Origin of the sequence: Mycobacterium sp., assembly GCF_039583805.1 — a bacterium.
Taxonomy (GTDB): Bacteria; Actinomycetota; Actinomycetes; order Mycobacteriales; family Mycobacteriaceae; genus Mycobacterium.
On record NZ_JAVKSH010000017.1, the window covers coordinates 1 to 25,059 of the forward strand.

The 25,059-nt window shown below is 69.5% G+C and carries 22 protein-coding genes and 1 pseudogene; 12 read left to right on the forward strand and 11 right to left on the reverse strand.

What is annotated here, in order from left to right:
* Positions 1-492 precede the first annotated feature (492 nt).
* Positions 493-996 (forward strand): winged helix-turn-helix domain-containing protein, encoded by a 504-nt coding sequence (locus ABDW21_RS03670; RefSeq protein WP_343710073.1) that lies wholly within the window; start codon positions 493-495, stop codon positions 994-996.
* A gap of 285 nt (positions 997-1,281) precedes the next feature.
* On the opposite strand, the gene ABDW21_RS03675 is transcribed toward ABDW21_RS03670, so the two are convergent.
* Positions 1,282-2,034 (reverse strand): hypothetical protein, encoded by a 753-nt coding sequence (locus ABDW21_RS03675; RefSeq protein WP_343600081.1) that lies wholly within the window; start codon positions 2,032-2,034, stop codon positions 1,282-1,284.
* 173 nt (positions 2,035-2,207) lie between these two features.
* On the opposite strand from ABDW21_RS03675, the pseudogene ABDW21_RS03680 reads away from it, so the two are divergent.
* A pseudogene (locus tag ABDW21_RS03680) lies at positions 2,208-3,695 on the forward strand (DHA2 family efflux MFS transporter permease subunit); the annotation flags it as partial.
* A 114-nt stretch (positions 3,696-3,809) separates the two neighbouring features.
* On the opposite strand, the gene ABDW21_RS03685 reads toward ABDW21_RS03680, so the two are convergent.
* Positions 3,810-4,367, reverse strand: coding sequence for an LppP/LprE family lipoprotein (locus tag ABDW21_RS03685; RefSeq protein ID WP_343710074.1), 558 nt, complete (start codon positions 4,365-4,367; stop codon positions 3,810-3,812).
* 125 nt (positions 4,368-4,492) lie between these two features.
* On the opposite strand from ABDW21_RS03685, the gene ABDW21_RS03690 reads away from it, so the two are divergent.
* Both ABDW21_RS03690 and ABDW21_RS03695 read left to right on the forward strand, forming a co-directional pair.
* Positions 4,493-6,169 (forward strand): DEAD/DEAH box helicase, encoded by a 1,677-nt coding sequence (locus ABDW21_RS03690; protein ID WP_343600085.1) that lies wholly within the window; start codon positions 4,493-4,495, stop codon positions 6,167-6,169.
* Positions 6,166-7,305, forward strand: coding sequence for an acyltransferase (locus ABDW21_RS03695; RefSeq protein WP_343600086.1), 1,140 nt, complete (start codon positions 6,166-6,168; stop codon positions 7,303-7,305). The genes ABDW21_RS03690 and ABDW21_RS03695 overlap by 4 nt, the downstream gene beginning before the upstream one ends.
* Here ABDW21_RS03695 and ABDW21_RS03700 read toward each other — a convergent pair.
* The 3 genes from ABDW21_RS03700 to ABDW21_RS03710 form a co-directional block, all read right to left on the reverse strand.
* The gene (locus ABDW21_RS03700; RefSeq protein WP_343600087.1) at positions 7,286-7,897 is read right to left on the reverse strand and encodes a helix-turn-helix domain-containing protein; all 612 of its coding nucleotides are present in this window, start codon (positions 7,895-7,897) and stop codon (positions 7,286-7,288) included. The genes ABDW21_RS03695 and ABDW21_RS03700 overlap by 20 nt on opposite strands.
* The gene (locus ABDW21_RS03705) at positions 7,897-9,126 is read right to left on the reverse strand and encodes a cytochrome P450 (protein ID WP_343600088.1); all 1,230 of its coding nucleotides are present in this window, start codon (positions 9,124-9,126) and stop codon (positions 7,897-7,899) included. The genes ABDW21_RS03700 and ABDW21_RS03705 overlap by 1 nt, the downstream gene beginning before the upstream one ends.
* Positions 9,127-9,650: 524 nt before the next feature.
* Positions 9,651-10,970: an FAD-linked oxidase C-terminal domain-containing protein gene (locus ABDW21_RS03710; RefSeq protein WP_343600121.1), complete on the reverse strand. Its 1,320-nt coding sequence runs from the start codon at positions 10,968-10,970 to the stop codon at positions 9,651-9,653.
* 106 nt (positions 10,971-11,076) lie between these two features.
* Between ABDW21_RS03710 and ABDW21_RS03715 the strand changes: the two genes are divergently transcribed.
* Positions 11,077-11,928: a uracil-DNA glycosylase gene (locus ABDW21_RS03715; RefSeq protein WP_343600123.1), complete on the forward strand. Its 852-nt coding sequence runs from the start codon at positions 11,077-11,079 to the stop codon at positions 11,926-11,928.
* A gap of 20 nt (positions 11,929-11,948) precedes the next feature.
* Positions 11,949-12,986 carry an LLM class flavin-dependent oxidoreductase gene (locus ABDW21_RS03720; RefSeq protein ID WP_343600125.1) on the forward strand — a complete coding sequence of 346 codons (1,038 nt, stop codon included), beginning with the start codon at positions 11,949-11,951 and terminating at the stop codon, positions 12,984-12,986.
* Between the two features lie 63 nt (positions 12,987-13,049).
* Here the strand turns inward: ABDW21_RS03720 and ABDW21_RS03725 are convergent, their stop codons facing one another.
* Genes ABDW21_RS03725 through ABDW21_RS03735 form a run of 3 tightly spaced genes read right to left on the reverse strand, consistent with a single transcriptional unit; the run spans position 13,050 to position 15,165 of the window.
* Positions 13,050-13,508: a nitroreductase family deazaflavin-dependent oxidoreductase gene (locus ABDW21_RS03725; protein ID WP_343600090.1), complete on the reverse strand. Its 459-nt coding sequence runs from the start codon at positions 13,506-13,508 to the stop codon at positions 13,050-13,052.
* 9 nt (positions 13,509-13,517) lie between these two features.
* Complete coding sequence (locus tag ABDW21_RS03730) at positions 13,518-13,946, reverse strand: HIT family protein (protein ID WP_343600127.1); 429 nt, start codon at positions 13,944-13,946, stop codon at positions 13,518-13,520.
* Positions 13,947-14,001: 55 nt separating this feature from the next.
* Positions 14,002-15,165, reverse strand: coding sequence for a MalY/PatB family protein (locus ABDW21_RS03735; RefSeq protein ID WP_343600091.1), 1,164 nt, complete (start codon positions 15,163-15,165; stop codon positions 14,002-14,004).
* A gap of 19 nt (positions 15,166-15,184) precedes the next feature.
* On the opposite strand from ABDW21_RS03735, the gene ABDW21_RS03740 reads away from it, so the two are divergent.
* From ABDW21_RS03740 to mshB, 4 genes are all read left to right on the forward strand, one after another.
* Positions 15,185-16,576 carry an amidase gene (locus tag ABDW21_RS03740; RefSeq protein WP_343600092.1) on the forward strand — a complete coding sequence of 464 codons (1,392 nt, stop codon included), beginning with the start codon at positions 15,185-15,187 and terminating at the stop codon, positions 16,574-16,576.
* Positions 16,577-16,598: 22 nt separating this feature from the next.
* Positions 16,599-17,735, forward strand: a complete 1,137-nt coding sequence (locus tag ABDW21_RS03745; protein ID WP_343600093.1) for an adenylate/guanylate cyclase domain-containing protein — start codon at positions 16,599-16,601, stop codon at positions 17,733-17,735.
* A 76-nt stretch (positions 17,736-17,811) separates the two neighbouring features.
* The gene (locus ABDW21_RS03750) at positions 17,812-18,387 is read left to right on the forward strand and encodes a hypothetical protein (RefSeq protein WP_343600095.1); all 576 of its coding nucleotides are present in this window, start codon (positions 17,812-17,814) and stop codon (positions 18,385-18,387) included.
* A gap of 181 nt (positions 18,388-18,568) precedes the next feature.
* Complete coding sequence (gene mshB / locus ABDW21_RS03755) at positions 18,569-19,426, forward strand: N-acetyl-1-D-myo-inositol-2-amino-2-deoxy-alpha-D-glucopyranoside deacetylase (protein WP_343600097.1); 858 nt, start codon at positions 18,569-18,571, stop codon at positions 19,424-19,426.
* A gap of 76 nt (positions 19,427-19,502) precedes the next feature.
* On the opposite strand, the gene ABDW21_RS03760 is transcribed toward mshB, so the two are convergent.
* Positions 19,503-21,392 carry an ABC transporter ATP-binding protein gene (locus ABDW21_RS03760; RefSeq protein WP_343600099.1) on the reverse strand — a complete coding sequence of 630 codons (1,890 nt, stop codon included), beginning with the start codon at positions 21,390-21,392 and terminating at the stop codon, positions 19,503-19,505.
* Positions 21,389-23,143, reverse strand: coding sequence for an ABC transporter ATP-binding protein (locus ABDW21_RS03765; protein ID WP_343600101.1), 1,755 nt, complete (start codon positions 23,141-23,143; stop codon positions 21,389-21,391). The genes ABDW21_RS03760 and ABDW21_RS03765 overlap by 4 nt, the downstream gene beginning before the upstream one ends.
* 153 nt (positions 23,144-23,296) lie before the next feature.
* On the opposite strand from ABDW21_RS03765, the gene ABDW21_RS03770 reads away from it, so the two are divergent.
* On the forward strand, positions 23,297-23,845 hold the full coding sequence (locus ABDW21_RS03770; RefSeq protein WP_343600102.1) for a DUF3558 domain-containing protein: 549 nt from the start codon (positions 23,297-23,299) through the stop codon (positions 23,843-23,845).
* The gene (locus ABDW21_RS03775; protein WP_343600103.1) at positions 23,842-24,393 is read left to right on the forward strand and encodes a DUF3558 domain-containing protein; all 552 of its coding nucleotides are present in this window, start codon (positions 23,842-23,844) and stop codon (positions 24,391-24,393) included. The genes ABDW21_RS03770 and ABDW21_RS03775 overlap by 4 nt, the downstream gene beginning before the upstream one ends.
* Positions 24,394-24,471: 78 nt before the next feature.
* Here ABDW21_RS03775 and ABDW21_RS03780 read toward each other — a convergent pair whose 3' ends face one another.
* Complete coding sequence (locus ABDW21_RS03780; RefSeq protein ID WP_343600105.1) at positions 24,472-24,978, reverse strand: histidine phosphatase family protein; 507 nt, start codon at positions 24,976-24,978, stop codon at positions 24,472-24,474.
* Positions 24,979-25,059: the final 81 nt, after the last annotated feature.

Sequence of the window (25,059 nt, forward strand, 5' to 3'; positions counted from 1 at the left end):
CGTGTCGAGTCCACGAAAACCAGTTGCGCTGCGGCGGGTTGTTTTTGTCGTGACCGAACAACCGGGATGCTTGGATCAACGTCGCGAGCTTGTTGGTCGGCGGGACAGTCGGCCATCCCCACGTTGCGGTGACGCGCAGCCCCCCTCGGCATCAGTCGGAACCATGGCGCTACCGGAGTCGATGACCACACTCGTCCAGACCCCGCCAGCGGCAACAACGTTTACCGGCGCGGGTAACCGCCAGTCGAGCAGTGAATCATACTGCGGCGCAATCACTTCGACGGACAAAGCATCGGTGTTTGCGAAGTCGTCAACGTCGACGATCCAACGGCGACGGTAGGTGTCATAGCGTACGCCGAACTGCCGAAAGAACTTCGTGTTATCGAGTGACGATCAATTGATTCTCTGCGGTAATTGTTGTCGTGGCGAGTGCGACGGCACAGTCGTTGGCAGCCAAAGGCTCTGCGCCGATTGAACGTGAGCTGCCAAAGCGTGTCGCGCTGGCAGCAGAGGTGGCGGGAGCAGGGCGCGCAAGCGTTGGTCGGCGCCGGGCGGGCTGGGCGGTCGGCGCGGGTGGCCGAGGTGATCGAGGCGATCACCGGGGTGCGCTATCACCCCGGTCATGTATGGAGGCTGCTGCGCGAGCGGGGCTGGTCTCGGCAACGCCCGGCCCGGTGTGCCGCCGAACGCGACGAGCAGGCTGTCGCCCGCTGGATCAAACAAGACTGGCCGCCCGTACAAAAAGCGCGCGGCGCCTGGATCGTCTTCCAAGACGAATCCGGCGGGTCGCTGACCCCGGTGGTGCGCGCCACCCAGCCCGGCGCCCACAACCCCGAGACCCTCATCGACTTCCTGCGCCAACGGCACACCCTGCTCGGCGAGGACGCCACAATCATTCTGTTCTGGGCATTCTGTTCTGGGCATTCTGCTTTGGGCATTCTGCTTTGGGCATTCTGCTCTGGGACGGGCTGCCCAGTCACCGCAGCCGCGACATGACCGGGTTCATCGCCGGCGCTCGAGCCTGGCTGCACGTGCAACGACTGCCCGCCTACGCCCCAGAACTCAACCCGGTGAAAGGCTTATGGGGCAACGTCAAAGGAACCGAACTGGCCAATCGCTGCTCCGACACCCGACGAGGCGATGCAGGCCGCCTGCGGCGGACTCGAACGCGCCGGCAACGACGCCGACCTGTGTTTCGCGCTGCTGCGCCACACCGTCCTTACTCTATGACCAACGCGTCACTGAATTACGCGAATCTCTTTCAGATATCGACTCCTCCACTTATTCGTCGGGGACCGCGGGCAGCAGGTGCAGCGTCACCGGCCAGCGGTACGGCGGCGTGCCGAAAGCGTTGCGCGCGTTGCGGACGATCTTCCTGCCCACCATGCGGTTGCCGACGGCGCCGACCAGGGCGCCGATGCCGACCGGCAGCAATTTGCCGAACAGCAGCGCGCCGCGCCGCAGCGCATACCGCTTGACGACGTATTTGAGCATCCGCGAATTCAGCTGCGAGAGCGCGGGGATCGGCATCGACGCCACGCCCTCGGCCAGCCAGGCGCCGCCGGTGCGGCCCGGTCCGATCAGCTCGGCCATCGCGTGCTTGCTGTCGTCGCCGACCAGCACCGCCAGCACCAGCGCCCGGCGCCGTTCCCGTTGGCCGGCGGGAACGCCGTACACCGTGGCCACCGCGAGCGCGAAGAACGCGGTGGCTTCGACGAACACCGCCGTCTCCGCGGCGGCCGCCGACAGCGCGGCCAACGTGCCGATCCCCGGCAACGCCGCCGCCGAACCCACCGCGGCGCCGCTGGCCGTCACCGCGGCCAGGTAGCGCCTCTCCAGCTTCGAGACGACGGCGGCGGGGGCAGCGCCCGGGTTCGCGTTGCGCAGCCGGTCGACGTAGGACTTCGCCGCCGGCCCCTGAATCCGCGAACTGCGTTCGATGACGTGCGCCAACGCGCGGGCGGACGCTCGGGGTTTCCCGTTGGTGGGGGCGGGCGTCGGGTCGGTTGTCGACCTGCCCCGTCGGGCGCTCATCCGTGCCTCCGTTATCTGCAAAAGCGTCTCACCAGGCTAGCGTCGTGGGCCCTGGCCGCGGGGTGGGCAGCCGCGGGCCGACCGCACCGGGAATAATCCGGCCCGGGCGACTGGCACCCGGCGGGGCCGCTGCCGCCCGGACCGTCATCGGGGATTCCAGGCGAGGTGAGCATATGGGCACGTCGACGATCCGGCCTCCGGCCGGCGGCTCGCGGCGCGACCGGGCCGCGCCGAACCGCTCCGCCGGCGCGAATCCCTGGTACGCGCTGTGGGCGATGATGGTCGGGTTCTTCATGATCCTGCTCGACTCGACCATCGTCGCGGTCGCCAACCCGAGCATCATGACCGCGCTGGGCACCGGATATGACACGGTGATCTGGGTGACCAGCGCCTACCTGCTCGCCTACGCGGTTCCGCTGCTGGTGGCCGGCCGGCTCGGTGACCGGCTCGGACCGAAACGCCTCTACCTGGGCGGGCTGGCGGTGTTCACTGTCGCGTCGCTGTGGTGCGGCCTGTCGGGCAGCGTCGGCACCCTGATCGCGGCGCGGGTCGTCCAGGGCATCGGCGCCGCCCTGCTCACCCCGCAGACGCTGTCGACGATCACGCGTATCTTCCCGCCCGAGCGCCGGGGGGTCGCGATGAGCGTGTGGGGGGCCACGGCCGGCGTCGCCACCCTCGTCGGGCCGTTGGCCGGTGGTCTGCTGGTCGACGGGCTGGGCTGGGAATGGATCTTTTTCGTCAACCTCCCGATCGGCGTCGTCGGCCTGGGGCTGGCGGCCTGGCTGATCCCGGCGCTGCCCACCCACACCCATCGGTTCGACCTGGTCGGTGTCGGATTGTCCGCGGTCGGCTTGTTTCTCGTCGTCTTCGCCCTGCAGCAGGGCCAGGCCGGCGGCTGGGCGCCGTGGATCTGGGGGATGCTGCTGGCCGGCGCAGGGTTGGTCGCCGCCTTCGTTTACTGGCAGTCGGTCAACACCCGGGAGCCGTTGATCCCGTTGCAGATGTTCGCCGACCGCGACTTCGGCCTGGCCAATCTCGGGGTGGCGATCATCGGCTTCGCCGGCACGGCGATGGTGCTGCCGCTGATGTTCTACGCGCAGGCGGTGTGCGGGCTGTCGCCGACGCGCTCGGCGCTGCTGACCGCGCCGATGGCGATCACCAGCGGTGTGCTCGCCCCTGCGGTGGGCAGGATCGTCGACCGCTCGCACCCGGGGCCGGTGGTCGGGTTCGGCTTCTCGATGCTGGCGATCGCGCTCACCTGGCTGTCCATCCAGATGACCCCGGCCACGCCGATCTGGCGGCTGGTGGCGGCGTTCGTCACGATGGGTGTCGGGACCGCATTCGTCTGGTCGCCGCTGGCCGCCACCGCCACCCGCAACCTGCCGCCCCGGCTGGCCGGCGCCGGCTCCGGTGTCTTCAACACGACCCGGCAGGTCGGCGCCGTGTTGGGCAGTGCCGGCATCGCCGCGTTCATGACGTCGCGGATCGGCGCGGAGCTGCCGCCGATGCCCGGCGGGTCGCACGCCCAGCACTCCGGGAGCGGGGCTTTGCGGCTACCGGAATCCCTGCGTGAGCCGTTCGCGGCGGCGATGTCGCAGTCGATGCTGCTGCCCGCGTTCGTCGCGCTCTTCGGGGTGTCCGCGGCGCTGTTCATGGTCGGCTCGTCCGGCACCCCCGCGTCCGACGCCCCCGAGTCCGGCGACACGCGCGCGGCGGCGGGAGTAGCAGGGCGAGGCGAGGACTGAGGCCGGCCCCGGCGCCGGTAGGTGGTCCGCTCAGCCGCCGCCGGTGTTGGCGATCAGTTCCACGCCGTTGCCGTTCCAGTGGAACTTCACCACCCCGCCTATGCCGTCGATACCGCTGGAGTAGGTCAGCGCCACCGTGTCGCCGGTGCACTGCGAGGTGTCGATCCCGGTGAACCCCAACGTGTCGGGCACGCCCTGCGAGACGTACTTACCGAGGTGGAACATCACCGCCCGGGTGTCGGGATTTTCGGCGTTCGTGTTGGCCTTGACGATCACCGCCGACAACTGGGCGCATTCGTTGTAGTTGCCCGCCAGCGGCTCGGGGTTCCAGGGCTGCTGGCTGCGCGGGTCACGAGGCAGCTCGGAGACAGCCCGGGCGATCGCCGGGGCTGCCAGATCGACCGGGCACGGGTCGGCCGGCGCCTCGGCGGTGCCGGGCGGGGCGGCGGTCGCGGCCGGCGCCGGCCGTTCGGGTGTCGTGGTGCGCTGGGCCGGGCTGGCCTGCGGCGTCTTGGCGACGGTCGAGTCGCCCGACCCGCAGCCGCCGGCAAGAGCGGCGGTCAGTGCGGCGACCGCCAGTCCCGTCATACCTCGCGCCACGCCTGATCGCCTCCACACAGCGCTGCAGCGTACTGGCACCGGACGCACAGATATGGCAGGCGGGGCCGCGGAAGAGGGTGCGTGGATGGCCGGCCAGTAGACTCCGTCTGCAAATGGCTGCCCCGGACCACCCCACCCCGACGTTCTCCGACCTGCAGATTCACCCCGCGGTGCTGCAGGGCATCGCCGACGTCGGCTACGAGTCGCCGTCGGCGATTCAGGCCGCGACCATCCCGCCGTTGCTGGCCGGCTCCGACGTGGTCGGGCTGGCGCAGACCGGCACCGGCAAAACGGCCGCCTTCGCGATCCCGATCCTGTCCAAGATCGACACCGCCAACAAAGCGACGCAGGCGTTGGTGCTGGCGCCGACCCGTGAGCTGGCGTTGCAGGTGGCCGAGGCGTTCAGCCGCTACGGCGCGCACCTGCCGAAAGTCAACGTGCTGCCGATCTACGGCGGGTCGTCCTACGCGGTGCAGCTGGCCGGTCTCAGACGCGGCGCGCAGGTGGTGGTCGGCACCCCCGGGCGGATCATCGACCACCTGGAACGGGGCACGTTGGACCTGTCCCGGGTGGACTACCTGGTGCTCGACGAGGCCGACGAAATGCTCACCATGGGCTTCGCCGAGGACGTCGAGCGGATACTGTCCGAGACCCCGGAGTACAAGCAGGTGGCGCTGTTCTCGGCGACCATGCCGCCGGCGATCCGCAAGCTCACCACCAAGTACCTGCACGACCCGGTGGAAGTAGCATTCGAAACCAAAACCGCTACCGCCGAGAACATTTCGCAGCGCTACATCCAGGTCGCCGGACCGCGCAAGATGGATGCGCTGACCCGGGTGCTCGAGGTCGAGTCGTTCGACGCGATGATCGTGTTCGTCCGGACCAAGCTGGCCACCGAAGAGGTCGCTGAAAAGCTGCGCGCCCGAGGGTTTTCCGCGGCGGCCATCAACGGTGACATCGCGCAGGGCCAACGGGAGAAGACCATCGCGGCGCTGCGCGACGGCAGCATCGACATCCTCGTCGCCACCGACGTGGCAGCCCGCGGGTTGGATGTCGACCGCGTCTCACACGTGCTCAACTACGACATCCCGCATGACACCGAGTCCTACGTGCATCGGATCGGGCGCACCGGCAGGGCCGGACGGTCCGGCAACGCGGTGTTGTTCGTCTCGCCAAGAGAGCGGCATCTGCTCACGTCGATCGAGAAGGCGACCCGACAGAAGCTGGTCGAGACGCAACTGCCCAGCGTCGAGGACGTGAACGCGCAGCGGGTGGCGAAGTTCGCCGATTCGATCACCGACGCTCTCGGCGCGCCGGGACTCGAGTTGTTCCGCGGCCTGGTCGAGGATTACGAGCGCGAGTACGACGTTCCGATGGCCGACATCGCCGCGGCATTGGCGCTGCAGGCCCGCGACGGCGAAGCGTTCCTGATGCGGCCGGAGCCGCCACCTGAGCCGCGCCGCGCGGAGCACCGGGCCAAGCCGTCGCGCAGGCCGGGGGCCGGTTTTGCCACCTACCGCATCGCGGTCGGCAAGCGGCACAAGGTCGGGCCGGGGGCCATCGTCGGCGCGATCGCCAACGAGGGCGGTTTGCACCGCAGCGATTTCGGCCACATCACCATCGGGGGAGATTTCTCGTTGGTGGAGCTGCCGGCCAAGCTGCCCCGCTCGACGCTCAAAGCGCTTGAACGCACACGTATTTCGGGGGTGTTGATCAACCTGAAGCCGGACCGCCTGCCGGACGGTTCCCGGCGTCAGAGCGGAACAAAGCACCGGGAACCCAGCGCGTGACGCTGTCCGGGGCCACCACCGAGCGGGGCGGACTCGACCAGCTCTCCGGCCCGCACCGGGTCGCGTCGCTCACCGGCATCCGGGCTGTTGCGGCGCTGCTGGTGGTCGGCACCCACGCGGCCTACACGACCGGCAAGTACACCCACGGCTACCTCGGTCTGATCGGCTCGCGAATGGAGATCGGGGTGCCGATCTTCTTCGTGCTGTCCGGGTTCTTGCTGTTCCGGCCGTGGGTCGCCTCGGTTGCCGTCGGCGCGCCGGCGCCGTCGCTGCGCCGCTACGCGTGGCACCGTGTCCGGCGCATCATGCCCGCCTACATCGTCACCGTGTTGCTGGCCTTCCTGCTCTACCAGTTCCGCAGCGCGGGGCCCAACCCCGGTCACACCTGGGTCGGGTTGGTCCGCAACCTCACGTTGACCCAGATCTACACCGAAAACTACCTGGGGAGCTATCTGCATCAGGGCCTCACCCAGATGTGGAGCCTGGCGGTGGAGGTCGCCTTCTACGTGGTGTTGCCGCTGCTGGCGTACCTGGTGCTGGGCGTGGTGTGTCAGCACCGGTGGCAGCCGGTGCGGCTGCTGGTCGCCCTGGCGGCATTGGTGTCGGTCACGCCCGCCTGGCTGGTGCTGGTGCACACCACGGACTGGTTGCCCACCGGGGCTCGGCTGTGGCCGCCCGCCTACCTGGCCTGGTTCCTGGCCGGCATGATGCTGGCGGTGCTGCAGGCGATGGGGGTGCGCTGTTATGCGTTCGTCGCGGTGCCGCTGGCAGTGATCAGTTACGTCATCGCGTCCACCCCGATAGCGGGCGCGCCGACGACGTCGCCGCAGGGTCTGGCGGAGGCGCTGGTGAAAGCGGGCTTCTACGGGGCGATCGCCGCGCTGGCGGTGGCTCCGCTGGCGCTCGGCAACCGCGGCTGGTACGCACGCCTGCTGGCGACCCGGCCGATGGTGTGGCTGGGCGAGATCTCCTACGAGATCTTTTTGATTCATCTGGTGACGATGGAGATCGCGATGGTCGAGGTGGTGCGTTCCCCGGTGTACACCGGGTCGATGGCCGGCCTGTTCGTGGCGACGACGGCACTCACCGTTCCGGCGGCCTGGTTGTTGCACCGTGTCACGCGGGTGCCCGGCTGACCTGAGCCTGACGGGCCGGCGTGGCACCGGGCGCCGCGATCGGTACGACGAACTCCTCGACCATGGCCCGCTCGTCGGCGTCGTCGCGGCCGGGGAAGATCAGCAGCGAGGTGATCACCCGAACCAGCCAGCGCGCGCGGCGTTCGACCTCCGCCGGGTCCTCGGCGCCGAGCGAGGTGACGAACGCCGCTGCCAGCGCGGCGATCACCTCCGACTTGTCGGCCATCTCGGCGCCGATCGGCGGCTGCGCGGCGGTGAACCATGCCGCCAGCGGCGGGTTTTCGCGAACAAGCCGGAGCGCGGTGGTGATCCCGGCGACGAGACGGTCCCCCGGGTTGTCGACCCCGGTGATCCGGCTCTGGACCGTCTCGGCGAGCCGACGGGCCTCGCGGTGCACGTAGGCCGTCCGCAATGCGTCGCGGTTCTCGAAATAGCGATACAGGGTCGCTCGGGAACAGCCTGCCGCTGAGGCGATTTCGCTCATCCCCACCGAGCTCGGGTCTGTCCGGGTGAACAGTTCCTCGGCGGCGTCGAGGATCCGGTCGGCGGCCACCTCGCCGCGACGTGCCGCCAGCCAGTCGTTGCCGGCCATCAGGACCCGACCCGCAGCGGAACCGCCAGCGGACGCCGCACATAGCTGCCCCCGGACCACACGATTCCCGCCTCGTCGACCTCGAAATCCGGGCAGCGCCGCAGGAGTTCGGTCAACGCGACCCGCGACTGCATGCGGGCGGCAGCCGCGCCCAGGCAGTGGTGGGCACCGTGGCTGAACGTCAGGATGTTGCGTGGGCCCCGTCGCACGTCGAGTTCACCGGCGTCGGGACCGTACTGCCGTTCGTCGCGGTTGCCGGATCCGTACAGCAGCAGCACTTTACGCCCGGCCGGCACCGTGGTGTCGCCGATTGTGACGTCGCGGGTGGCGGTGCGGGCCAGACCCTGCACCGGTGACGTCAGCCGCAACAACTCGTCGATGGCATCGTGGATCAGCCCGGGATTCTCGACGAGCAGCCGCCGCTGGTCGGGCCGCTGATGCAGCAGTTGCACCGAGCCGCCCAGCATGCCGGTGGTGGTGTCGTTGCCGCCGGCGACCATGGTGAACGTGAACGCGAGCACCGACAGGGTTCCGGCGATGTCGCCGTCGGCACCCACGCCGGCGGCGACCAGATGCGAGACGGTGTCGTCGGCCGGTTCGCGGCGGCGGCGCTCGATCAGCCCGGTGAAGTAGGCCATCATCGACCCGATGGCGTCGCCCGCGGAGGCGAAGCCGGCTTCGGTGACGCTGGCCGCGACGATGGCCTGGGTCCAGCCGTCGAACTGGTCGCGGTCCTCTTCCGGGACGCCCAGGTAATGCGCGACCACCATCGACGGCAGAGGTTTGAACAGCTCGGCGACGATGTCCCCGCCGCCGTTGCCGCGCAGCCGTTCGATGCGCTGCACGACGAACTCGTGCACCGTGGGCTGCACAGCCTCGACCTGTCGCGGGGTGAACCCGCGAGCCACCAGCTTGCGAAACTCGGTGTGCGCCGGCGGGTCTTGCATCACCATCGGTGGATTATCTTGCAGTCCAATGAGTTCCAGCTCACCATAGTTGACCGTCAAACCCTGCGCTGAGGAGAACGTCTCGTGGTCGCGAGCGGCCGCCCAGATGTCGGCGTGCCGGGACAACACGTAGTAGTCGTCCTCGGGTCGGCGATCCGGGATCACGTGGTGCACGGGGTCGCGGTCGCGCAGCGCCCGGTACATCGGCCACGGATCGGGCCAGGTCTCGGCGGTGCCCAGCTCGAACTTCGCGGACGGCCCGTGAGACACAACAGCAGTCATGCCTTATGCCTACGACGGATTGACCGATCTGTCAACAATCGGCTGGGGTCACAGCTGCCACGGGGGTGCTTGGTGTCCTTGGCCCGGGGCAAGTGCCGATGTGCCCGGCTCGTAGCGACCACCGAGCAGGGCGGTGTCGGCCGGCACCCGGTTGTCGCTGCGAGCGTTCAAGGGGGCTGCGCCCCGGTGTGAGCACCTGAAAATCTGTCGAGTGTGCGATTTCGTACGCGACGCGCCGGCGCTGGCGTAGCAAACCGCACACTCGACGAATAGCTCTGCTCGACGCGAGCCCCAACCAGGGCTTTTGCGCAATTTTCGAGTGAGCCGGGCAGACGACCTATCCCTGCTGCGATGGAGACGCAAGGGTCATGAAGTGCGCAAGGGTCAGAAGTGACAGTCCGGCGCGCCGCCGCCCGCCAGCCGACCAGTTCTGCGCGCCGCCGGGCGCCCCAGCGATCAGATGGCCCCAGAGATCAGATGGCCCCAGAGATCAGATGGCCCCAGAGATCAGATGGCCCCAGAGATCAGATGCCCGCTCCCGGGTTGAGGATGCCCAGTGGGTCCAAAGCGTCTTTGATGCGGCGGTTCAGTGCCATCGCGTCCGGTCCGATCTGACCGGCCAGCCACGGCCGTTTCAACCGCCCGACGCCGTGCTCGCCGGTGATGGTGCCGCCCAACCCGACAGCCAGGTCCATGATCTCGCCGAACGCGACCTGGGCGCGCCGGGCCATCGCCGGATCGGTGGGGTCGAAGACGATCAGCGGGTGGGTGTTGCCGTCACCGGCGTGCGCGATGACCGAGATCGTCAACTCGCGCTCGGCGGCGATCGCCTCGATGCCGGTGATCAGGTCGGCTAGTGCGGGCAGCGGCACGCCGACGTCTTCCAGCAGCAGCGAGCCGGTGGCTTCGACGGCCGGGATGGCGAACCGCCGGGCGGCGATGAAGGCCTCACCTTCGTCCGGGTCGTCGGTGGCGAACACCTCTTTGGCGCCGTATTCGGTGAACACGGCGGCCATCAGTTCGGCGTCCTCGGTGCCGGCTCGCCCGCGTTCGTCGGAGCCGCCGAGCACCAGAGCGGCGGCGTCGCGGTCCAGCCCCATCCGGAAGTGATCCTCCACGGCGTTGATGGCCGCGGAATCCATGAACTCCAGCATGGCCGGGCGGATCCGCGACGTCACCGCCAGCACCGCATCGGCCGCGGCCCGCACCGAGGCGAAGGTGGCCACGACCACGCTGGAGGAGTGTTGCGCCGGCAGCAGCCGCAGCGTGACCTCGGTGATGACGCCCAGCGTGCCCTCGCTGCCGACGAACAGCTTGGTCAGCGAGAGACCGGCGACGTCCTTCAGCCGCGGGCCACCCAGCCGGACCGCGGTCCCGTCGGCCAGCACCACCTGAACACCGAGCACGTAGTCGGTGGTGACGCCGTACTTCACGCAGCACAGCCCGCCGGCGTTGGTGGCGATGTTGCCGCCGATGCTGCAGATCTCATACGACGACGGATCCGGTGGATACCACAGCCCGTGCTCGGCGGCGGCTTTCTTCACCTCGGCGTTGAACAGGCCGGGCTGGCACACCGCGGTGCGGGTGACCGGGTCGACGGCGATGTCGCGCATCTTCTCCGTCGACAGCACGATGCCGTCGTCGACCGCGGTCGCCCCGCCCGACAGGCCGCTGCCCGCGCCGCGCGTGACTACTGGGACCCGGTGCGCGCTGGCCCAGCGCAGGACCGTCTGCACCTCGTCGGTGCGCCGCGGCCGGACCACCGCGCTCGGTTTTCCCGCCGACGGGTCGAGGGCACGGTCCTGTCGGTAGCCCTCGATCACCGCCGGGTCGGTCACCACCATGCCGTCCGGCAGCTCGGCGATCAGGCCGACCAGGGCGTTTTTTTTCACGGGGTGCTCACCTCGTCGATGCTACGGCCCGGGATCGACGGCGAAGCCAGGCGTGGGAATGCACGATGGTGGGGTGTTCGTCCATCCGCGTACCGGCCGGCCGTTCGATTCCCCGGTTGCGTCCGGCGCCGGATGGCCGGGTGATCCGGGGGCGCCGCAGACCCCGGTGGCCATCGACGCCGCGCAGGTTCGCAGGCTGGCGGACCGGGCCGGCTCGATACCCGAACTCGACGCGGCGATCAGCGTGTGCCGGGCGTGTCCCCGGCTGGTCGCCTGGCGGGAGGAGGTCGCCGTCGTCAAAAGGCGGGCCTTCGCCGACCAGCCGTACTGGGGACGGCCGGTGCCGGGATGGGGATCGGAGCGGCCGCGGCTCCTGGTCGTCGGGTTGGCGCCGGCCGCGCACGGTGCCAACCGGACCGGACGGATGTTCACCGGCGACCGGTCCGGCGACCATCTGTTTGCGGCACTGCACCGCGCCGGGATGGTGAACTCACCGGTCAGCGTCGACGCTGCGGATGGGTTGCAGGCCAATAGTATTCGTATCGTCGCACCGGTGCGGTGCGCGCCGCCGGGCAACTCCCCGACGCCCGCCGAGCGGGCCGCGTGTGCGCCGTGGCTGACCGCGGAGTGGCGGCTCGGCGGCGGCGACGTCCGGGCCATCGTCGCGCTCGGCGGCTACGCGTGGCGTTCGACGCTGGACATGGTCCGCTACGGCGGCGGCCGGGTGCCCCGCCCGCAACCGAGGTTCGGTCACGGCGCGGCCGCGACATTGCACGCCGGACCCGGCGAGGTGGTGCTGCTGGGCTGCTACCACCCGAGCCAGCAGAACACCTTCACCGGCAAGCTGACCACCGCGATGCTCGACGACGTGTTCGGGCGGGCCGCGGCCATCGCAGGACTATCCCGGTGATCGCGGGCGTTGACGGCACCGTGCGCCTTTCCGTGCTCGATCTCGTCCCCGTTCGCACCGACCAGAGCACTGCCGACGCGCTGGCGGCCACGGTCGCCGTGGCGCAGACCGCCGACCGGCTGGGCTTCACCCGCTACTGGGTCGCCGAACACCACAACATGCCGGCTGTGGGCGCCACCAGCCCGCCGGTGCTGATCGCCTACCTGGCCGCGCAGACCACGCGGTTGAGGCTCGGGTCGGGCGGGGTGATGTTGCCCAACCACGCGCCGCTGGCGGTGGCCGAGCAGTTCGCGCTGCTGGAAGCGGCCGCACCGGGCCGCATCGACCTCGGCATCGGCCGCGCGCCCGGCTCAGACCCGGTCACGTCATTCATGCTGCGCGGCCCGGCCGGCCGCGACGATCGCGACATAGACCAGTTCCCGGACTATCTCGACCACGTGAAGGCGATGATGAGCCGCGGCGGGGTGAAGGTGCAGTTGCGCGACGGGGACTATCTGCTCAAGGCCACGCCGTCAGCGGCGAGCGAGCCGCGGCTGTGGCTGCTGGGGTCGTCGCTGTATTCCGCGCGGCTGGCGGCGGCCAAGGGGCTGCCCTACGTGTTCGCTCACCACTTTTCCGGTCAGGGGACCGAGGAGGCGCTCGCGACCTACCGGTCGGGGTTCGTGCCCAGCGAGCTGGCCGCGGAGCCGACGACTTTTCTGACCGTCAACGCCGCGGTGGCCGAAACCCGTGACGAGGCAGTCGCGTTGATGCTGCCCAACCTGGTGATGATGGCCCGGCTTCGCACCGGCGAACCGCTCGGGCCGCTGCAGTTCGTCGAGGATGCTCACAACGCTCACTTGACACCGGATCAGCGCCATATCGTCGACAGCGGGCTGCGGCGCGCGGTCGTCGGCACACCCGCCGAGACCGCCGAGCAGATACGTGCGCTGGCCACACGATTCGGTGTCGACGAGGTGATGGTCAACCCGGTCGCGTCGGCGCACCGCGGCACCGCTGCCGCGATCGCGCCGGCGCGGGTCACCACGCTGGAGCTGTTGGCCAAAGAGCTGTTGTAGCGCGCCGGCCATCGCCGACTGTGAAGCTGTTGTGAAAAAAAGTCCAATTCCTTCGCAACAGCGTCACGCTCGCCGCACGGGTGTCAACACGATCACCGGAATCGGACGCGACGTGCGGCGCTGGTAGGCCTCGTAGCGGTTGGCGTTGTTCGTGTTGACGAGCTGCCACAACCGCGGGTAGTCGGGGTCGCCCGGCAGTACCGGCACCGCCGTCACGGCGAACCGCCGTGGTCCGACATTGATGTCGACGTTCGGGTTGGCCCGAAGGTTGTGATACCAGCCGGGCGAGCGTGGATCGCCGCCCTTGGAGGCGACCACGAGGTACGCGTCGCCGTCGCGCGCATACGTCAGCGTCGTGGTGCGCGGTTTAGCGGTCTTGGCGCCGATCGTGTGCAGCAGCAGGCTGGGCGGCGCCCCCGGGATCCAGTGCCCGATCCGCCCCTTGGTGCCCCGATAGATCGCGTCGTGGCACCTCAGCAGCGGGACCATGATGTGCTGTTCCATCCAATCGGAGATAGCCATGGCTCAGTCTTACTGCTTTGCGTCCAGCTCCGCCAGCGCGTCGCGGAGGATTTGCCCGGTGGCTTCCCGGTCCGGGTCGCGGCGCAGCACGAGTCCTTTGGCGACCGAGAGCTTGTCGCCGGTGCGCCGCGGCAGCACGTGCAGGTGAATGTGGAACACCGTCTGGAAGGCGGCGCGGCCGTCGTTGATCGCGATGTTGGTGGCGTCGGCCAGCTCGGTCGCCCGGGCCGCCCGCGCGATCCGCTGCCCGATCGCCACCATGCCGGCCAGCGTCTCGGCCGGGGTGTCGGTCAGGTCGACGGTGTGGCGCCTGGGCAGCACCAGGGTGTGCCCGCGGGTGAACGGCCGGATGTCGAGGATGGCGAGATGGTCGTCGTCTTCGTAGACGCGGACGGCCGGCGCATCGCCGGCGACGATCGCGCAGAACACACAGGGCATGCTGGACACACAGGGCATGCTGGACACACAGGGCATGCTGCCACCGTAACGGCCGTCAGATCGACAGCGCTGCGGCCATCGCCTCGATCGCCCGGTCCAGGATGGTGCGCGTGGTCGCGAAGTTCAGCCGGGCGAACCCGGAGCTCACGGTGCGACCGAACGGGATACCCGGGCTGAGTGCCACCTTGGCCTTCGGCAGCAGGTATTCCGCGGGCTCGGCGGGCAGATCCAGTGCCCGAAAATCGACCCATGACATGTAGGTGGCCTCCGGTGTGTTGACCTTCACCCCGGGCGCCGACTCCGGCAGCGCCCGGGCCAGATGGTCACGGCTGGCCCGCAGGTAGCCCAGCAGGTCGTCCAGCCAGGGACCGCCGTGCCGGTAGGCGGCGATGTTGGCGCGGATCCCGACGGTGGACGCGCCCATCTTGTGCAGCATGTTGATCCGGTGCCACTCGTCGAGGTCGCGCGGACTGGACAGCACCACCTGGGCGCACATCAGGCCGGGCAGGTTCCACCCCTTGGAGGCCGACAGCAGCGTGACCACCGTGTCGGCGGCGGTGTCGGACACCGACGCGGCGGCGACGTGGGGCCGGTCGTAGACCAGCGGCGCGTGGATCTCGTCGGCGATGATCCGGGCGCCGTGCCGTGCCGCGATGTCGGCGATGACGCGCAGCTCGTCGGCGGTGAACGCGGTGCCCAGCGGGTTGTTCGGGTTGCACAAGATCAGCGACCCCGCCCCACCGGCGAAGGCGGCGTCCAGGGCGTCCAGGTCGATCTCGTAGCGTCCCGAATCCTGTTGTGGCATTGGGATTTCCACACGCTGCCGGCCGGTGACCCGCAGTACGTCGAAAAAGGGCATGTAGGCCGGGACGGGGAGCACCACCGGACTTTCCGGCCGGGTGAGGAACGTGACGACGACTTCGATGCCCTTGAGCACATCGGGAACCACCTGGACCCACTGGGGTTCGATGTGCCACCCGTAACGGGCCCGGCACCAGTCGGCGGTCGTCTGCGGCAGTGTGTGCGCGCTGACGGGCGGGTAGCCGAACTCCTCGTTGGCGACGCACGCCCGTACCGCGTCGAGCACCGCGGGCGCGGTCGGGAAGTCCATCTCGGCGATCCACAGCGGCAACACGTCGGGCTCGAAGTGGTTCCACTTGATGGTGTTGCGCCCACGCAGCTGGTCTTCGGTCAGTTCATCGAACGTCGTGCCGGTCATGGCATTAGTCTGCCTGCTCATGGACCCTCGTGAGCTTGCGTTCGCCGGCGCGGCCGCGCAGGCGCGGATGCTGGCCGACGGCGCGGTCACCGCGCCGTCGCTGCTCGAGGTCTACCTGCAGCGCATCGCGCGGCTCGACCCGCAGCTGCGGTCCTACCGCGTCGTGCTCGCCGACACCGCACGCGAGGAGGCCGCCGCCGCCCAGCGCCGCCTCGACGCCGGCGAGCGGCTGCCGCTGCTGGGGGTGCCGGTCGCGATCAAAGACGACGTCGACATCGCCGGCCAGACAACAACTCTCGGCACCACCGCGCATGGCCCGGCCGCGACCGCCGACGCGGAAGTGGTGCGCGCGCTGCGCGACGCCGGCGCGGTCATCCTCGGCAAGACCGCGGTGCCCGAGTTGATGATGATGCCCTACACCGAGTCGCTGACGTTCGGGGCGACCCGCAACCCGTGGGATACCTCGCGCACGCCGGGGGGCAGCAGCGGGGGCAGTGGCGCCGCGGTGGCCGCCGGGCTGGCGCCGTTGGCGCTGGGCTCCGACGGCGCCGGCTCGATCCGCATCCCGTCGACGTGGTGCGGGTTGTTCGGTATCAAACCGCAGCGCGACCGGGTATCGGTGGCGCCGCATGACGACGCCTGGTGTGGGCTGAGCGTTAACGGTCCGCTCGCGCGTTCGGTGACCGACGCGGCGTTGTTCCTGGATGCGACGACGACGCTGCCCGGCCCGGACGGCGGATTCGTCGCCGCGGCGACACGCGACGCGGGTCGGCTGCGAATTGCGCTGAGCACCAAGGCTCCACCGCCCTTGGTTGCCCGGCTCGGCAAGGATCAGCGGGCGGCGGTGGCCCAGGCGGGCGCACTGCTGCGTGAGCTGGGCCATCACGTCATCGCCCGCGACCCCGACTACCCGCCGTCGGCGATGTTCGGGCATTGCCTGCCTCGCTACTTCCGGGGCATCTATGACGACGCTCGCACGCTGCCACATCCCGAGCGGCTGGAGGCCCGCACCCGCGCCATGGCGCGCATCGGCGGCTTGTTCTCTGACCGGAGGATGGCAGCGGTGCGTGCCGGCGAGGCGGCCGTGGCCGCCCGGATCCAGTCGATCTTCGACGATGTCGACGTCGTCGTCACGCCGGCCAATGCGACCGGCCCGTCCCGTGTCGGCGCCTATCAACGCCGCGGCGCGGTCTCGTCGTTTTTGCTGGCAACGGCCAAGGTTCCGTTTTACGTGATCTGGAATCTGACCGGCCAGCCCGCCGCCGTGGTGCCGTGGGGGCTGGATTCCGACGGGCTGCCGGTGTCGGTGCAGCTGGTCGGCCGGCCCTGCGACGAGGCGACGTTGCTGGCGCTGAGCGCACAGATCGAGGCGGTGCGCCCGTGGGCGCAGCGGCGCCCGCCGGTGTCGTGAGCCGCGGGTAGAGGTCGACGACGTGGATGTCCCGGACGGCCTGCTCGACGGCCTCGACGGCGCCGCGCGCGCCGAACGCGCCGAGCTGATCGAGTGGCTGCTCGAGCAAGGCATCACCGCGGAGCAGATCCGTGAGGCGCCGATGCCGGTGCTGCTGGCGTCGCGGCGCATCATCGGCGACGACGGGACCTATGTCTCGGCACGGGAGATCGCCGAGCGTCACGGGGTCGACCTCGACCTGCTGCAGCGGGTGCAGCGCGCGATCGGGCTGGCCCGGGTCGACGATCCCGACGCCGCAGTGCACCTGCGGGAGGACGGCGAAGCCGCCGCACACGTGCAACGTTTCCTTGACGCCGGCCTGGATCCCGAGGACGTCATCCAGGTCGTTCGTGTTCTCGCCGAAGGACTTTCGCATACCGCAGAAGTAATGCGCTACGCGGCGTTGGCGGCCGTCCTGCGGCCCGGGATGAGCGAACGTGGCATCGCAGTGCGCTCCCAGGCGCTGGTGAGCCGGATCGCACCGCTGCTGGGCCCGTGGATCGAGGACATGTTGTTCATGCACCTGCGGCACCAGTTGGAAACGGAGGCCGTCACCGCCGGCGAGCGTGCGGCCGGGGCGGCGTTGCCGGGCGCGCGGGAGGTCAGCGTCGCGTTCGCCGACCTTGTCGGCTTCACTGCACTGGGCGAGTCGGTCCCGCCCGAGGACTTGGGACAACTCGCGAACCGGTTGGCGGATAACGCCCGCGACGTGGCCGCCCCGCCGGTGCAGTTCGTCAAGACGATCGGTGACGCGGTGATGTTTGTCTGCCCCGACCCCGCGCCGCTGTTGGATGCTGTCCTGAAGCTGGTCGAGGCCACCGACACCGATGACGATTTTCTGAGGCTGAGAGCGGGTGCGGCGTCGGGGATGGCGGTCAGCCGCGCCGGTGACTGGTTCGGCAACCCCGTCAACGTCGCGAGCCGGGTGACCGCGGTCGCCCGGCCCGGTGCGGTGCTGGTCGCCGAATCGACACGGGCCGTGCTCGGCGACGCGGCGGGGTTCTCCTGGTCGTTCGCGGGTGCACGTCATCTCAAGGGCATCAGGGGCGAGGTCAGGCTGTACCGCGCACGCCGCGGCCAGGATCTGCCGCAGTGCGGGGCAGACGGGTCGACCGCGTAGCCGCGAGGCCGTTCGCGCCGGTTCGCCATCGGTGAACACCGTTCTGTATGCAACGTAATTCTGTAATGATGTAAGCATGAGACACCATCACCAGCAAGAGCGGCGGTATGGCCGCCCCGGCGGCTGGCAGCAGGCCGCCCAGCCCGATGCCGGCACTGCCGCCGACTGGTTCGCCGGACGTCTGCCCGGCGACTGGTTCGACGGCGATCCGAGCGTCATCGTCGACCGCGAGGAGATCACCATCATCGGTACGCTGCCCACACCGCAGGCCGCAGGAAAACCGGACAAAGAAGAGAGCGAGGCCCACGCGTCGGGTCGCGTCGCGCGGTTCCGGGAAGAGACCCGGCCGGAACGGATGCGCATCGCCGACGAAGCGCAGGAACGCTACGGCCGCAAGGTGTCCTGGGGCGTCGAGGTGGGTGATCAGCGAATCCTGTTCACCCACATCGCTGTTCCGGTGATGACGCGGCTGAAGCAGTCCGAGCGTCGGGTGCTCGACACCCTGGTCGACGCCGGCGTGGCGCGGTCGCGGTCCGACGCGCTGGCCTGGTCGGTGAAACTTGTCGGCGAACACGCCGAGGAGTGGCTGGCCAAGCTGCGCGACGCCATGTCAGCGGTCGACGAGGTCCGCGCGCAGGGCCCGGACCTGTAACCGGAGAGCCAATTCGGGTGTGGATCGGCCGCGCCGCGGGTAGGCATCCAGATCGCCGGCATCCTACAAACCGGCTCACCGGTTCGTAGAAGATTCGGTGTGCGGCGCCAGGTGAGGAGCTGAGATTGGGCACTGAGAAGTCGTGCGGCGCGCTGGCCGAGTTCCCGGTGCGGTGCCGGCCGTGACGTCGCCGTCGGGAAAGCCTCGCCTGCTGTTCGTGCACGCGCATCCCGACGACGAGACCCTCACCACCGGCGGCACGATCGCGCGGTATGTCGCCGAGGGTGCGGAGGTCCGCGTCGTCACCTGCACCCTCGGCGAGGAAGGCGAAGTCGTCGGGGAGCGCTACGCGCTGCTGACGGCCGACCACGCCGACCAACTCGGCGGGTACCGCATCGGCGAGTTGTCGCAGGCGCTGACCGCGCTTGGCGTCGGCGAACCGATCTTCCTCGGCGGTCCCGGCCGCTGGCGCGACTCGGGGATGCCGGCCACCGCGCGTCGGCGTCAGACGGCGTTCGCGGACGCCGGCGACGACGCCGTGCAGGAGCTTGCCGCGATCATCGACACGATCCGCCCGCACGTCGTCGTCACCTACGACCCCCAGGGCGGCTACGGCCATCCCGACCACGTGCAGACGCACCGGGTGACGGCGGCCGCGGTCGCGGCCAGCGGGTGGCGCGTCCCGAAGGTGTACTGGACCGTCGGCTCGGCCGGCGCGGTGCGGGCCGGCCTGGCCGCCCTGGACGACATCCCGCCCGGATGGATCAGGCCGAACAGCCCTGCGGGGTTCGGATATTCCGACCGCGACATCGACGCCGTCATCGACGTCCGCGAGCATCTGGACGCCATGCTCGCGGCCCTCGCCGCGCACGCCACCCAGCTCATGTTGGCGCCCGATCGGCGCTCCCTTGCGCTGTCGAACAAGATCGCGCTGCCCATAGTGACCGACGAGCATTACGTCCTCGCGGTGGGCCGCCCCGGCCCGCGGGACAGCCGCGGTTGGGAAACCGATCTGCTGGCCGGGCTGACCCTGCGATGACGGCCTCTCGGCGCGGCGCCGGAGCCGCGCTGGCCGCGAGTCGATGGGGGATGTCAGCTGTTGCGGGTCGGCGAGCTTAGGCCCGCGTCATGGCGTAGTAGGCACCCCGGCGTGCTATCAGTTCGGCGTGGCTGCCGCGCTCGACGATCCTGCCCGCCTGCATCACCAGGATGACGTCGGCATCGCGGATCGTGGAAAGCCTGTGGGCGACAAGGAAACTCGTCCGGCCACGCCTGAGCTCACGCATCGCGTGGGCGACCAGCATCTCGGTCCGGGTGTCCACCGAGCTGGTGGCCTCGTCGAGGATCAACAGCTGGGGACGGGTGAGAAACGCCCGGGCGATGGTGATCAGCTGCTTCTCCCCGGCGCTGATGTCGGCGCCGTCGTCGCCGATGCGGGTGTGGTAGCCGTGCGGGAGCGTGCGCACGAAGGGGTCGACGTGGGCGGCCCTGGCCGCGGCGACGATCTCGTCGTCGGTGGCGTCGGGCCGGCCGTAGGCGATGTTCTCGGCGATCGTGCCGTCGAACAGCCAGGTGTCCTGCAGCACCATGCCGATGCGCGATCGCAGCGACTGCCGGCTCACCGAGGCGATGTCCACGCCGTCGATCAAGATCCGGCCGGCGTCGACGTCGTAGAACCGCATCAGCAGGTTCACCAGCGTGGTCTTGCCCACCCCTGTCGGACCGACGAGCGCTACCGTGCTGCCGGGTTCGGCGATCAGCGAGAGGTCGTCGATAACCGTGGTTCCGGGTCGATAGCCGAAGCTCACGTGCTCGAATTCGACCCGCCCGGTGGGCCGTCGACCGTTGGGCGACGGCAGCGCGGTCGGGGGGGAGGGCGGTTCCTCGGGCTCGTCGAGCAGGTCGAAAACCCGCTCGGCGCTGGCCATTCCGGACTGCAGCGTGTTGTACATCGCGGCCACCTGGGTCAGCGGCGCGTTGAATTGACGGACGTAGGAGACGAACGCCTGGATGCCGCCGACGGTGAGCCGTCCGGTCGCGATCTGCAGGCCGCCCACCACCGCCACGGCGACGTAGCCGAGGTTGCCGATGAACGTCGCCGCCGGTGACACCAGTCCGGAGAAGAATTGGGCGCCGAAACTGGCCCGGTAGACCTCGTCGTTGAGCTCGCGGAAGCACTCCTGCGCCCGAGCGCGATGGCCGAATGTCCTGACCAGCGTGAAACCGCTGTAGGTCTCCTCGATGTGAGCGGCCAGCCGCCCGGTGTTGGTCCATTGCGCGACGAACAGCCGCTGCGAGCGCCCCGCGATCGCCCGGGTCGCCAGCAGCGACAGCGGGACGGTGAGCAGCGTGATCCCGGTCAGCAGCGGAGAGATTGTCAGCATCATCACCAGCACGGCCCCCACCGTCAGGATCGCGCTGAGCAGTTGGGTGATCGTCATCGACAGCGATGTCGCGACGTTGTCGACGTCGTTGGTCACTCTGCTGAGCACCTCGCCACGTTGGCGTCGGTCGAAGTAGGCCAGCGGCAGCCGGTGCACCTTGGCCTCGACGTCACGGCGCAGCGCCTGCAGGGTGCGCTGGACGATCAGGTTGAGCAGTCGGGCCTGCACCCACACCAACAGGGCGGCAACCAGATACAGGGCCAGAGCCAGCGCCAGCGTTCGTGCCACCGCGGCGAAGTCCACACCACGGCCCGGAACCAGGTTCATCCCGGAGATCAAGTCGGCGAAGGTGCCCTCCCCGCGGGCGCGGGCCGCGGCGACAGCCTGCTGCTTGGTCAGCCCGGCGGGCAGTTGCCTGCCGATCACGCCGCTGAACAGCAGGTCGGTGGCATGGCCCAGGATCCGTGGGACAACGACCCCGACCGCCGTGCCGCTGATCCCCAGCGCCATCACCGCCACGGCCGGACCCCGTTGTGGAGCAAGGAGTGTGACCAGCCGGAGCACCGAACCCCGGAAATCGCGGGATCTTTCGGTGGGAGCGCGGACCGTCGCCACGGTCACGGCAGGCCTCCGACTCCGGAGCCCAACGACTGCGATTCGGCGAACTCGGCGTAGGTGGGGCAGGTCGCCAGCAACGATTCGTGGCTGCCTGCGCCGACGACGTGCCCGTCGTCGACGACGATCACCTGGCCGGCTTCGCTTGCGATCGAAATCCGTTGTGTCACAACAAGGACGGTTGCCTGTGCGGTGATCGTGGCCAGCGACGCGCGCACCTGCGCGTCGGTGTGTACGTCCAGAGCCGAGAACGCGTCGTCGAAAAGGTAGATGGCGGGGCGCCGGATCACCGCCCGCGCGATCGCGAGTCGTTGTCGCTGGCCGCCGGAGAAATTGATGCCGCCCTGCGCCACCCGCATGTCCAGCCCGTCGTCGTGTGCCGCCACGAACTCGTCGGCGGCCGCCACCCGCAGTGCTTCCCACATCTGCGCGTCGGTGACCACCTGCCCCGGGGCGGCGCCGTAGCGCAGGTTGTCGGCGACGGTGCCGGAGAACAGATAGCCGCGCTGCGGCACCAGGCCGATAGCCGACCACAGCCGCTCGAGGGCGTAGCCGCGGACGTCGACACCGTCGACGAGCACCGCGCCGCCGGTCACGTCGTAGAGCCGGCAGATCAGGGCGACCAGCGTCGACTTGCCCGAGCCGGTGCCGCCGACGACGGCCGTGGTGGTGCCGGGGACCATGCTCAGCGAGACATCTTGCAGCACAGCGCGGTCGGCGCCCGGATAACGAAATGTCACGCCGTCCAGCCGGACGGTTCCCCCGATGCCGGATGACGGATGCACCGGGTGCTCGGGGCTGACCACCGCCGGAGAAGTGCGCAGCACTTCGCTGATCCGATCGGCGCACACCGACGCGCGCGGCAGCACCATCAGCGTCGTGGTCGCCATCGTCACGGCCATCAGGATCTGGGTGAAATACGACAGGAATGCGATCAGCGAGCCCACCTGCATGTGGCCGGCATCGATACGCTGCCCGCCGAACCAGATCACCGCCACACTGGAGACGTTGACGGTCAGCGTGGTCACCGGCAGCATCAGCGCCTGCCAGTTGCCGGCCGCCAGAGCCGTATCCGACAGCGTGCGGTTGGCGTGGTCGAACCTGGTGCGTTCGAAGGATTCGCGGGCGAACGCCCGCACCACCCGCACGCCGGACAACTGGTCGCGCATCACCGCGTTGACGGCGTCGATCCGCCGCTGCATGCTGCGGAAGATCGGCAGCATGTGCGACACGATCCGGTAGTTCGCCAGAGCCAGCACGGGGACACCGACCGCCAGCAGCCAGGACAACCCGGCGTCTTGGTGGACGGCCATGACGATTCCGCCGACGCTCATGATCGGCGCGGTGACCAGCACCGTGGCGGTCATCTGCACGAGGAACTGGATCTGGCGGACGTCGTTGGTGGTGCGGGTCAGCAGGGTTGGGGCACCGAACCGGGCGGCTTCGTGCTCCGAGAAGGTGGCGACGTGGTGGAATATCGCCGACCGCAGATCCCGGCCGAACCCCATGCCGGTGCGGGAGCCGAAGTAGACGGCGCCGACGGCGCAGGCGATCTGCAGTGCCGTGACGCCCAGCATCACCTCGCCGAGCCCCGCGATGGTGGCGGTGTCTCCCCGGGCGACCCCGTCGTCGATGATGGCGGCGTTGACCGTCGGCAGGTAGAGCGACGCCAGCGTGCTCACCAGTTGCAGCACCATCACCACCGCGACCAGCGATCGGTACGGCCGGATGAACTGGCGCACCAGTGCCAGGAGCATGTGGTAACTGTCGCACACCGCGGGCGGTCGGGTCCGGATGACTGCCGGGCCTCGTCACCTGGGTATCCGGGCTGGTCGGGGCGTGTTCTGGTGGTTGACCCCAGGTGCTGCCGCTACAGTGCATCGTGTGAACACCACGAGGAGCGAGTAGCCGTGCGGCGTGACGTGGCGGCGCTGGCGCTGGCAGCGGCAACCGCGCTCCCGGTGCTGGCCGCATGCTCCGGCTCGGGTTCCGACCAGACGCAGCAGGCCGAGTCGTCGCAGACCCCGTCCGGGGAGGGGCGTCACGGTCCGCTGTTCCCGCAGTGCGGCGGCGTCAGCGACGAGACGGTCACCCAGCTGACGCAGGTGACCGGGCTGGTCAACACCGCCCAGAATTCGGTGGGCTGCCAGTGGCTGGCGGGCGGCGGGATCCTCGGACCGCACTTCTCCTTCTCCTGGTATCGCGGCAGCCCGATCGGGCGGGAACGCAAGACCGAGCAGTTGTCCCGGGCGAGCGTGGAGGACATCAACATCAACGGACATAGCGGCTTCATCGCCATCGGCAACGAGCCGGCACTGGGTGACTCGTTGTGCGAGATAGGAATTCAGTTCTCCGACGACTTCATCGAATGGTCGGTCAGCTTCAACCAGAAGCCGTTTCCCAACCCGTGCGACGTGGCCAGGGAACTGACCCGCCAGTCGATTGCGAACTCGAAATGAGTCCCTCGGTGCGCCGCCGAATCCTGGCCGCGCTCGCGCTGACCGCGCTGTCGGTGCTGACCGGCTGCACGCGGTCGGTGGCCGGCACCGCGGTGAGGGCGGGCTCGGGTGATGTCGAGCGCAACAACAACTCCGAGCAGCAGTACCCGAACCTGCTCAAGGAGTGCGAGGTGTTGACCACCGACCTGCTCGCCAAGACGGTGGGCGCCGATCCGCAGGATATCCAGAGCACGTTCGTCGGTGCCATCTGCCGCTGGCAGGCGGCCAACCCGGCCGGTCTGATCGACATCACCCGGTTCTGGTTCGAGCAGGACGGCCTGGGTGAGGAGCGCAAGGTCGCGGAGTTCCTCAAATACCAGATCGAGAACCGCTCCATCTCCGGTGTGCAGTCGATCGTGATGCGGCCCAACGACCCCAACGGCTCGTGCGGTGTCGCCAGCGACGCCGCGGGCGTGGTCGGGTGGTGGGTCAACCCGCAGGCCCCCGGTATCGACGCGTGCGCGCAGGCCATCAAGTTGATGGAGCTGACGCTGTCGACGAACTCGTAGAGATCCGCTGGTCCACGCCATGGCTGTGATCGGATCGCCGTCGTGACCCGGCGCTCGCGTGCGGCCATCCGGCCCCCGTCAGCGCGGCACGTGGAATTCGACCAGCGCGGCGCCGCCGAATCCCAGGTCCCGCCAGCTTCCGCCGACCCGCAGCACCGCGATGCCCGACGTGGGGAACTTCGACGAAACATCGCGCAGCGCAGCGGTATCGGTGCCGTGCCCGCCGGCGAGCCCGATCACCACCGCCGACATCGCCGGCTCATGTCCCACCACCAGCAGCGTGCCCACCTCGTCGCCGACGTCGTGGATCTCGTCGACCACCGTCGCCGGGTCGGCGCCGTAGAGCCGCTGCGTGTAGCGCACCGCGGCGTCGATGTGCGTGTGCGCCAGGGTTTGCCGCGCGCGGGTAGCCGTCGAGCACAGCACCTCGTCGACGGCGGTCAGGTTGGCGCGCAGCCAGTCTCCGGCCAGCCCGGCCTCGCGGACACCCCGCGGGGCCAGCGGGCGGTCGTGGTCGGTGACCCCAGCCGGGTACGCGGACTTGGCGTGGCGGAGCAGCACCAGACGCCGCCGCAGACCACTCACCCCGACCACGGTAGGGCAGCCCGGCGCGGCGGGCCTCGCCAGTGGCGCCCGGACCTGCCGGTCGGGGTCCGAAGGCTGGTC

Coding starts and splice junctions, on each gene's coding strand:
- ABDW21_RS03675 (WP_343600081.1), bottom strand. CDS start 2,034: ATGAGCGCCCGACGGGGCAGGTCGACAACCGACCCGACGCCCGCCCCC.
- ABDW21_RS03685 (WP_343710074.1), bottom strand. CDS start 4,367: ATGACGGGACTGGCGGTCGCCGCACTGACCGCCGCTCTTGCCGGCGGC.
- ABDW21_RS03690 (WP_343600085.1), top strand. CDS start 4,493: ATGGCTGCCCCGGACCACCCCACCCCGACGTTCTCCGACCTGCAGATT.
- ABDW21_RS03700 (WP_343600087.1), bottom strand. CDS start 7,897: ATGGCCGGCAACGACTGGCTGGCGGCACGTCGCGGCGAGGTGGCCGCC.
- ABDW21_RS03705 (WP_343600088.1), bottom strand. CDS start 9,126: ATGACTGCTGTTGTGTCTCACGGGCCGTCCGCGAAGTTCGAGCTGGGC.
- ABDW21_RS03710 (WP_343600121.1), bottom strand. CDS start 10,970: ATGGTGGTGACCGACCCGGCGGTGATCGAGGGCTACCGACAGGACCGT.
- ABDW21_RS03715 (WP_343600123.1), top strand. CDS start 11,077: ATGCACGATGGTGGGGTGTTCGTCCATCCGCGTACCGGCCGGCCGTTC.
- ABDW21_RS03725 (WP_343600090.1), bottom strand. CDS start 13,508: ATGGCTATCTCCGATTGGATGGAACAGCACATCATGGTCCCGCTGCTG.
- ABDW21_RS03730 (WP_343600127.1), bottom strand. CDS start 13,946: ATGCCCTGTGTGTTCTGCGCGATCGTCGCCGGCGATGCGCCGGCCGTC.
- ABDW21_RS03735 (WP_343600091.1), bottom strand. CDS start 15,165: ATGACCGGCACGACGTTCGATGAACTGACCGAAGACCAGCTGCGTGGG.
- ABDW21_RS03740 (WP_343600092.1), top strand. CDS start 15,185: ATGGACCCTCGTGAGCTTGCGTTCGCCGGCGCGGCCGCGCAGGCGCGG.
- ABDW21_RS03750 (WP_343600095.1), top strand. CDS start 17,812: ATGAGACACCATCACCAGCAAGAGCGGCGGTATGGCCGCCCCGGCGGC.
- ABDW21_RS03765 (WP_343600101.1), bottom strand. CDS start 23,143: ATGCTCCTGGCACTGGTGCGCCAGTTCATCCGGCCGTACCGATCGCTG.
- ABDW21_RS03775 (WP_343600103.1), top strand. CDS start 23,842: ATGAGTCCCTCGGTGCGCCGCCGAATCCTGGCCGCGCTCGCGCTGACC.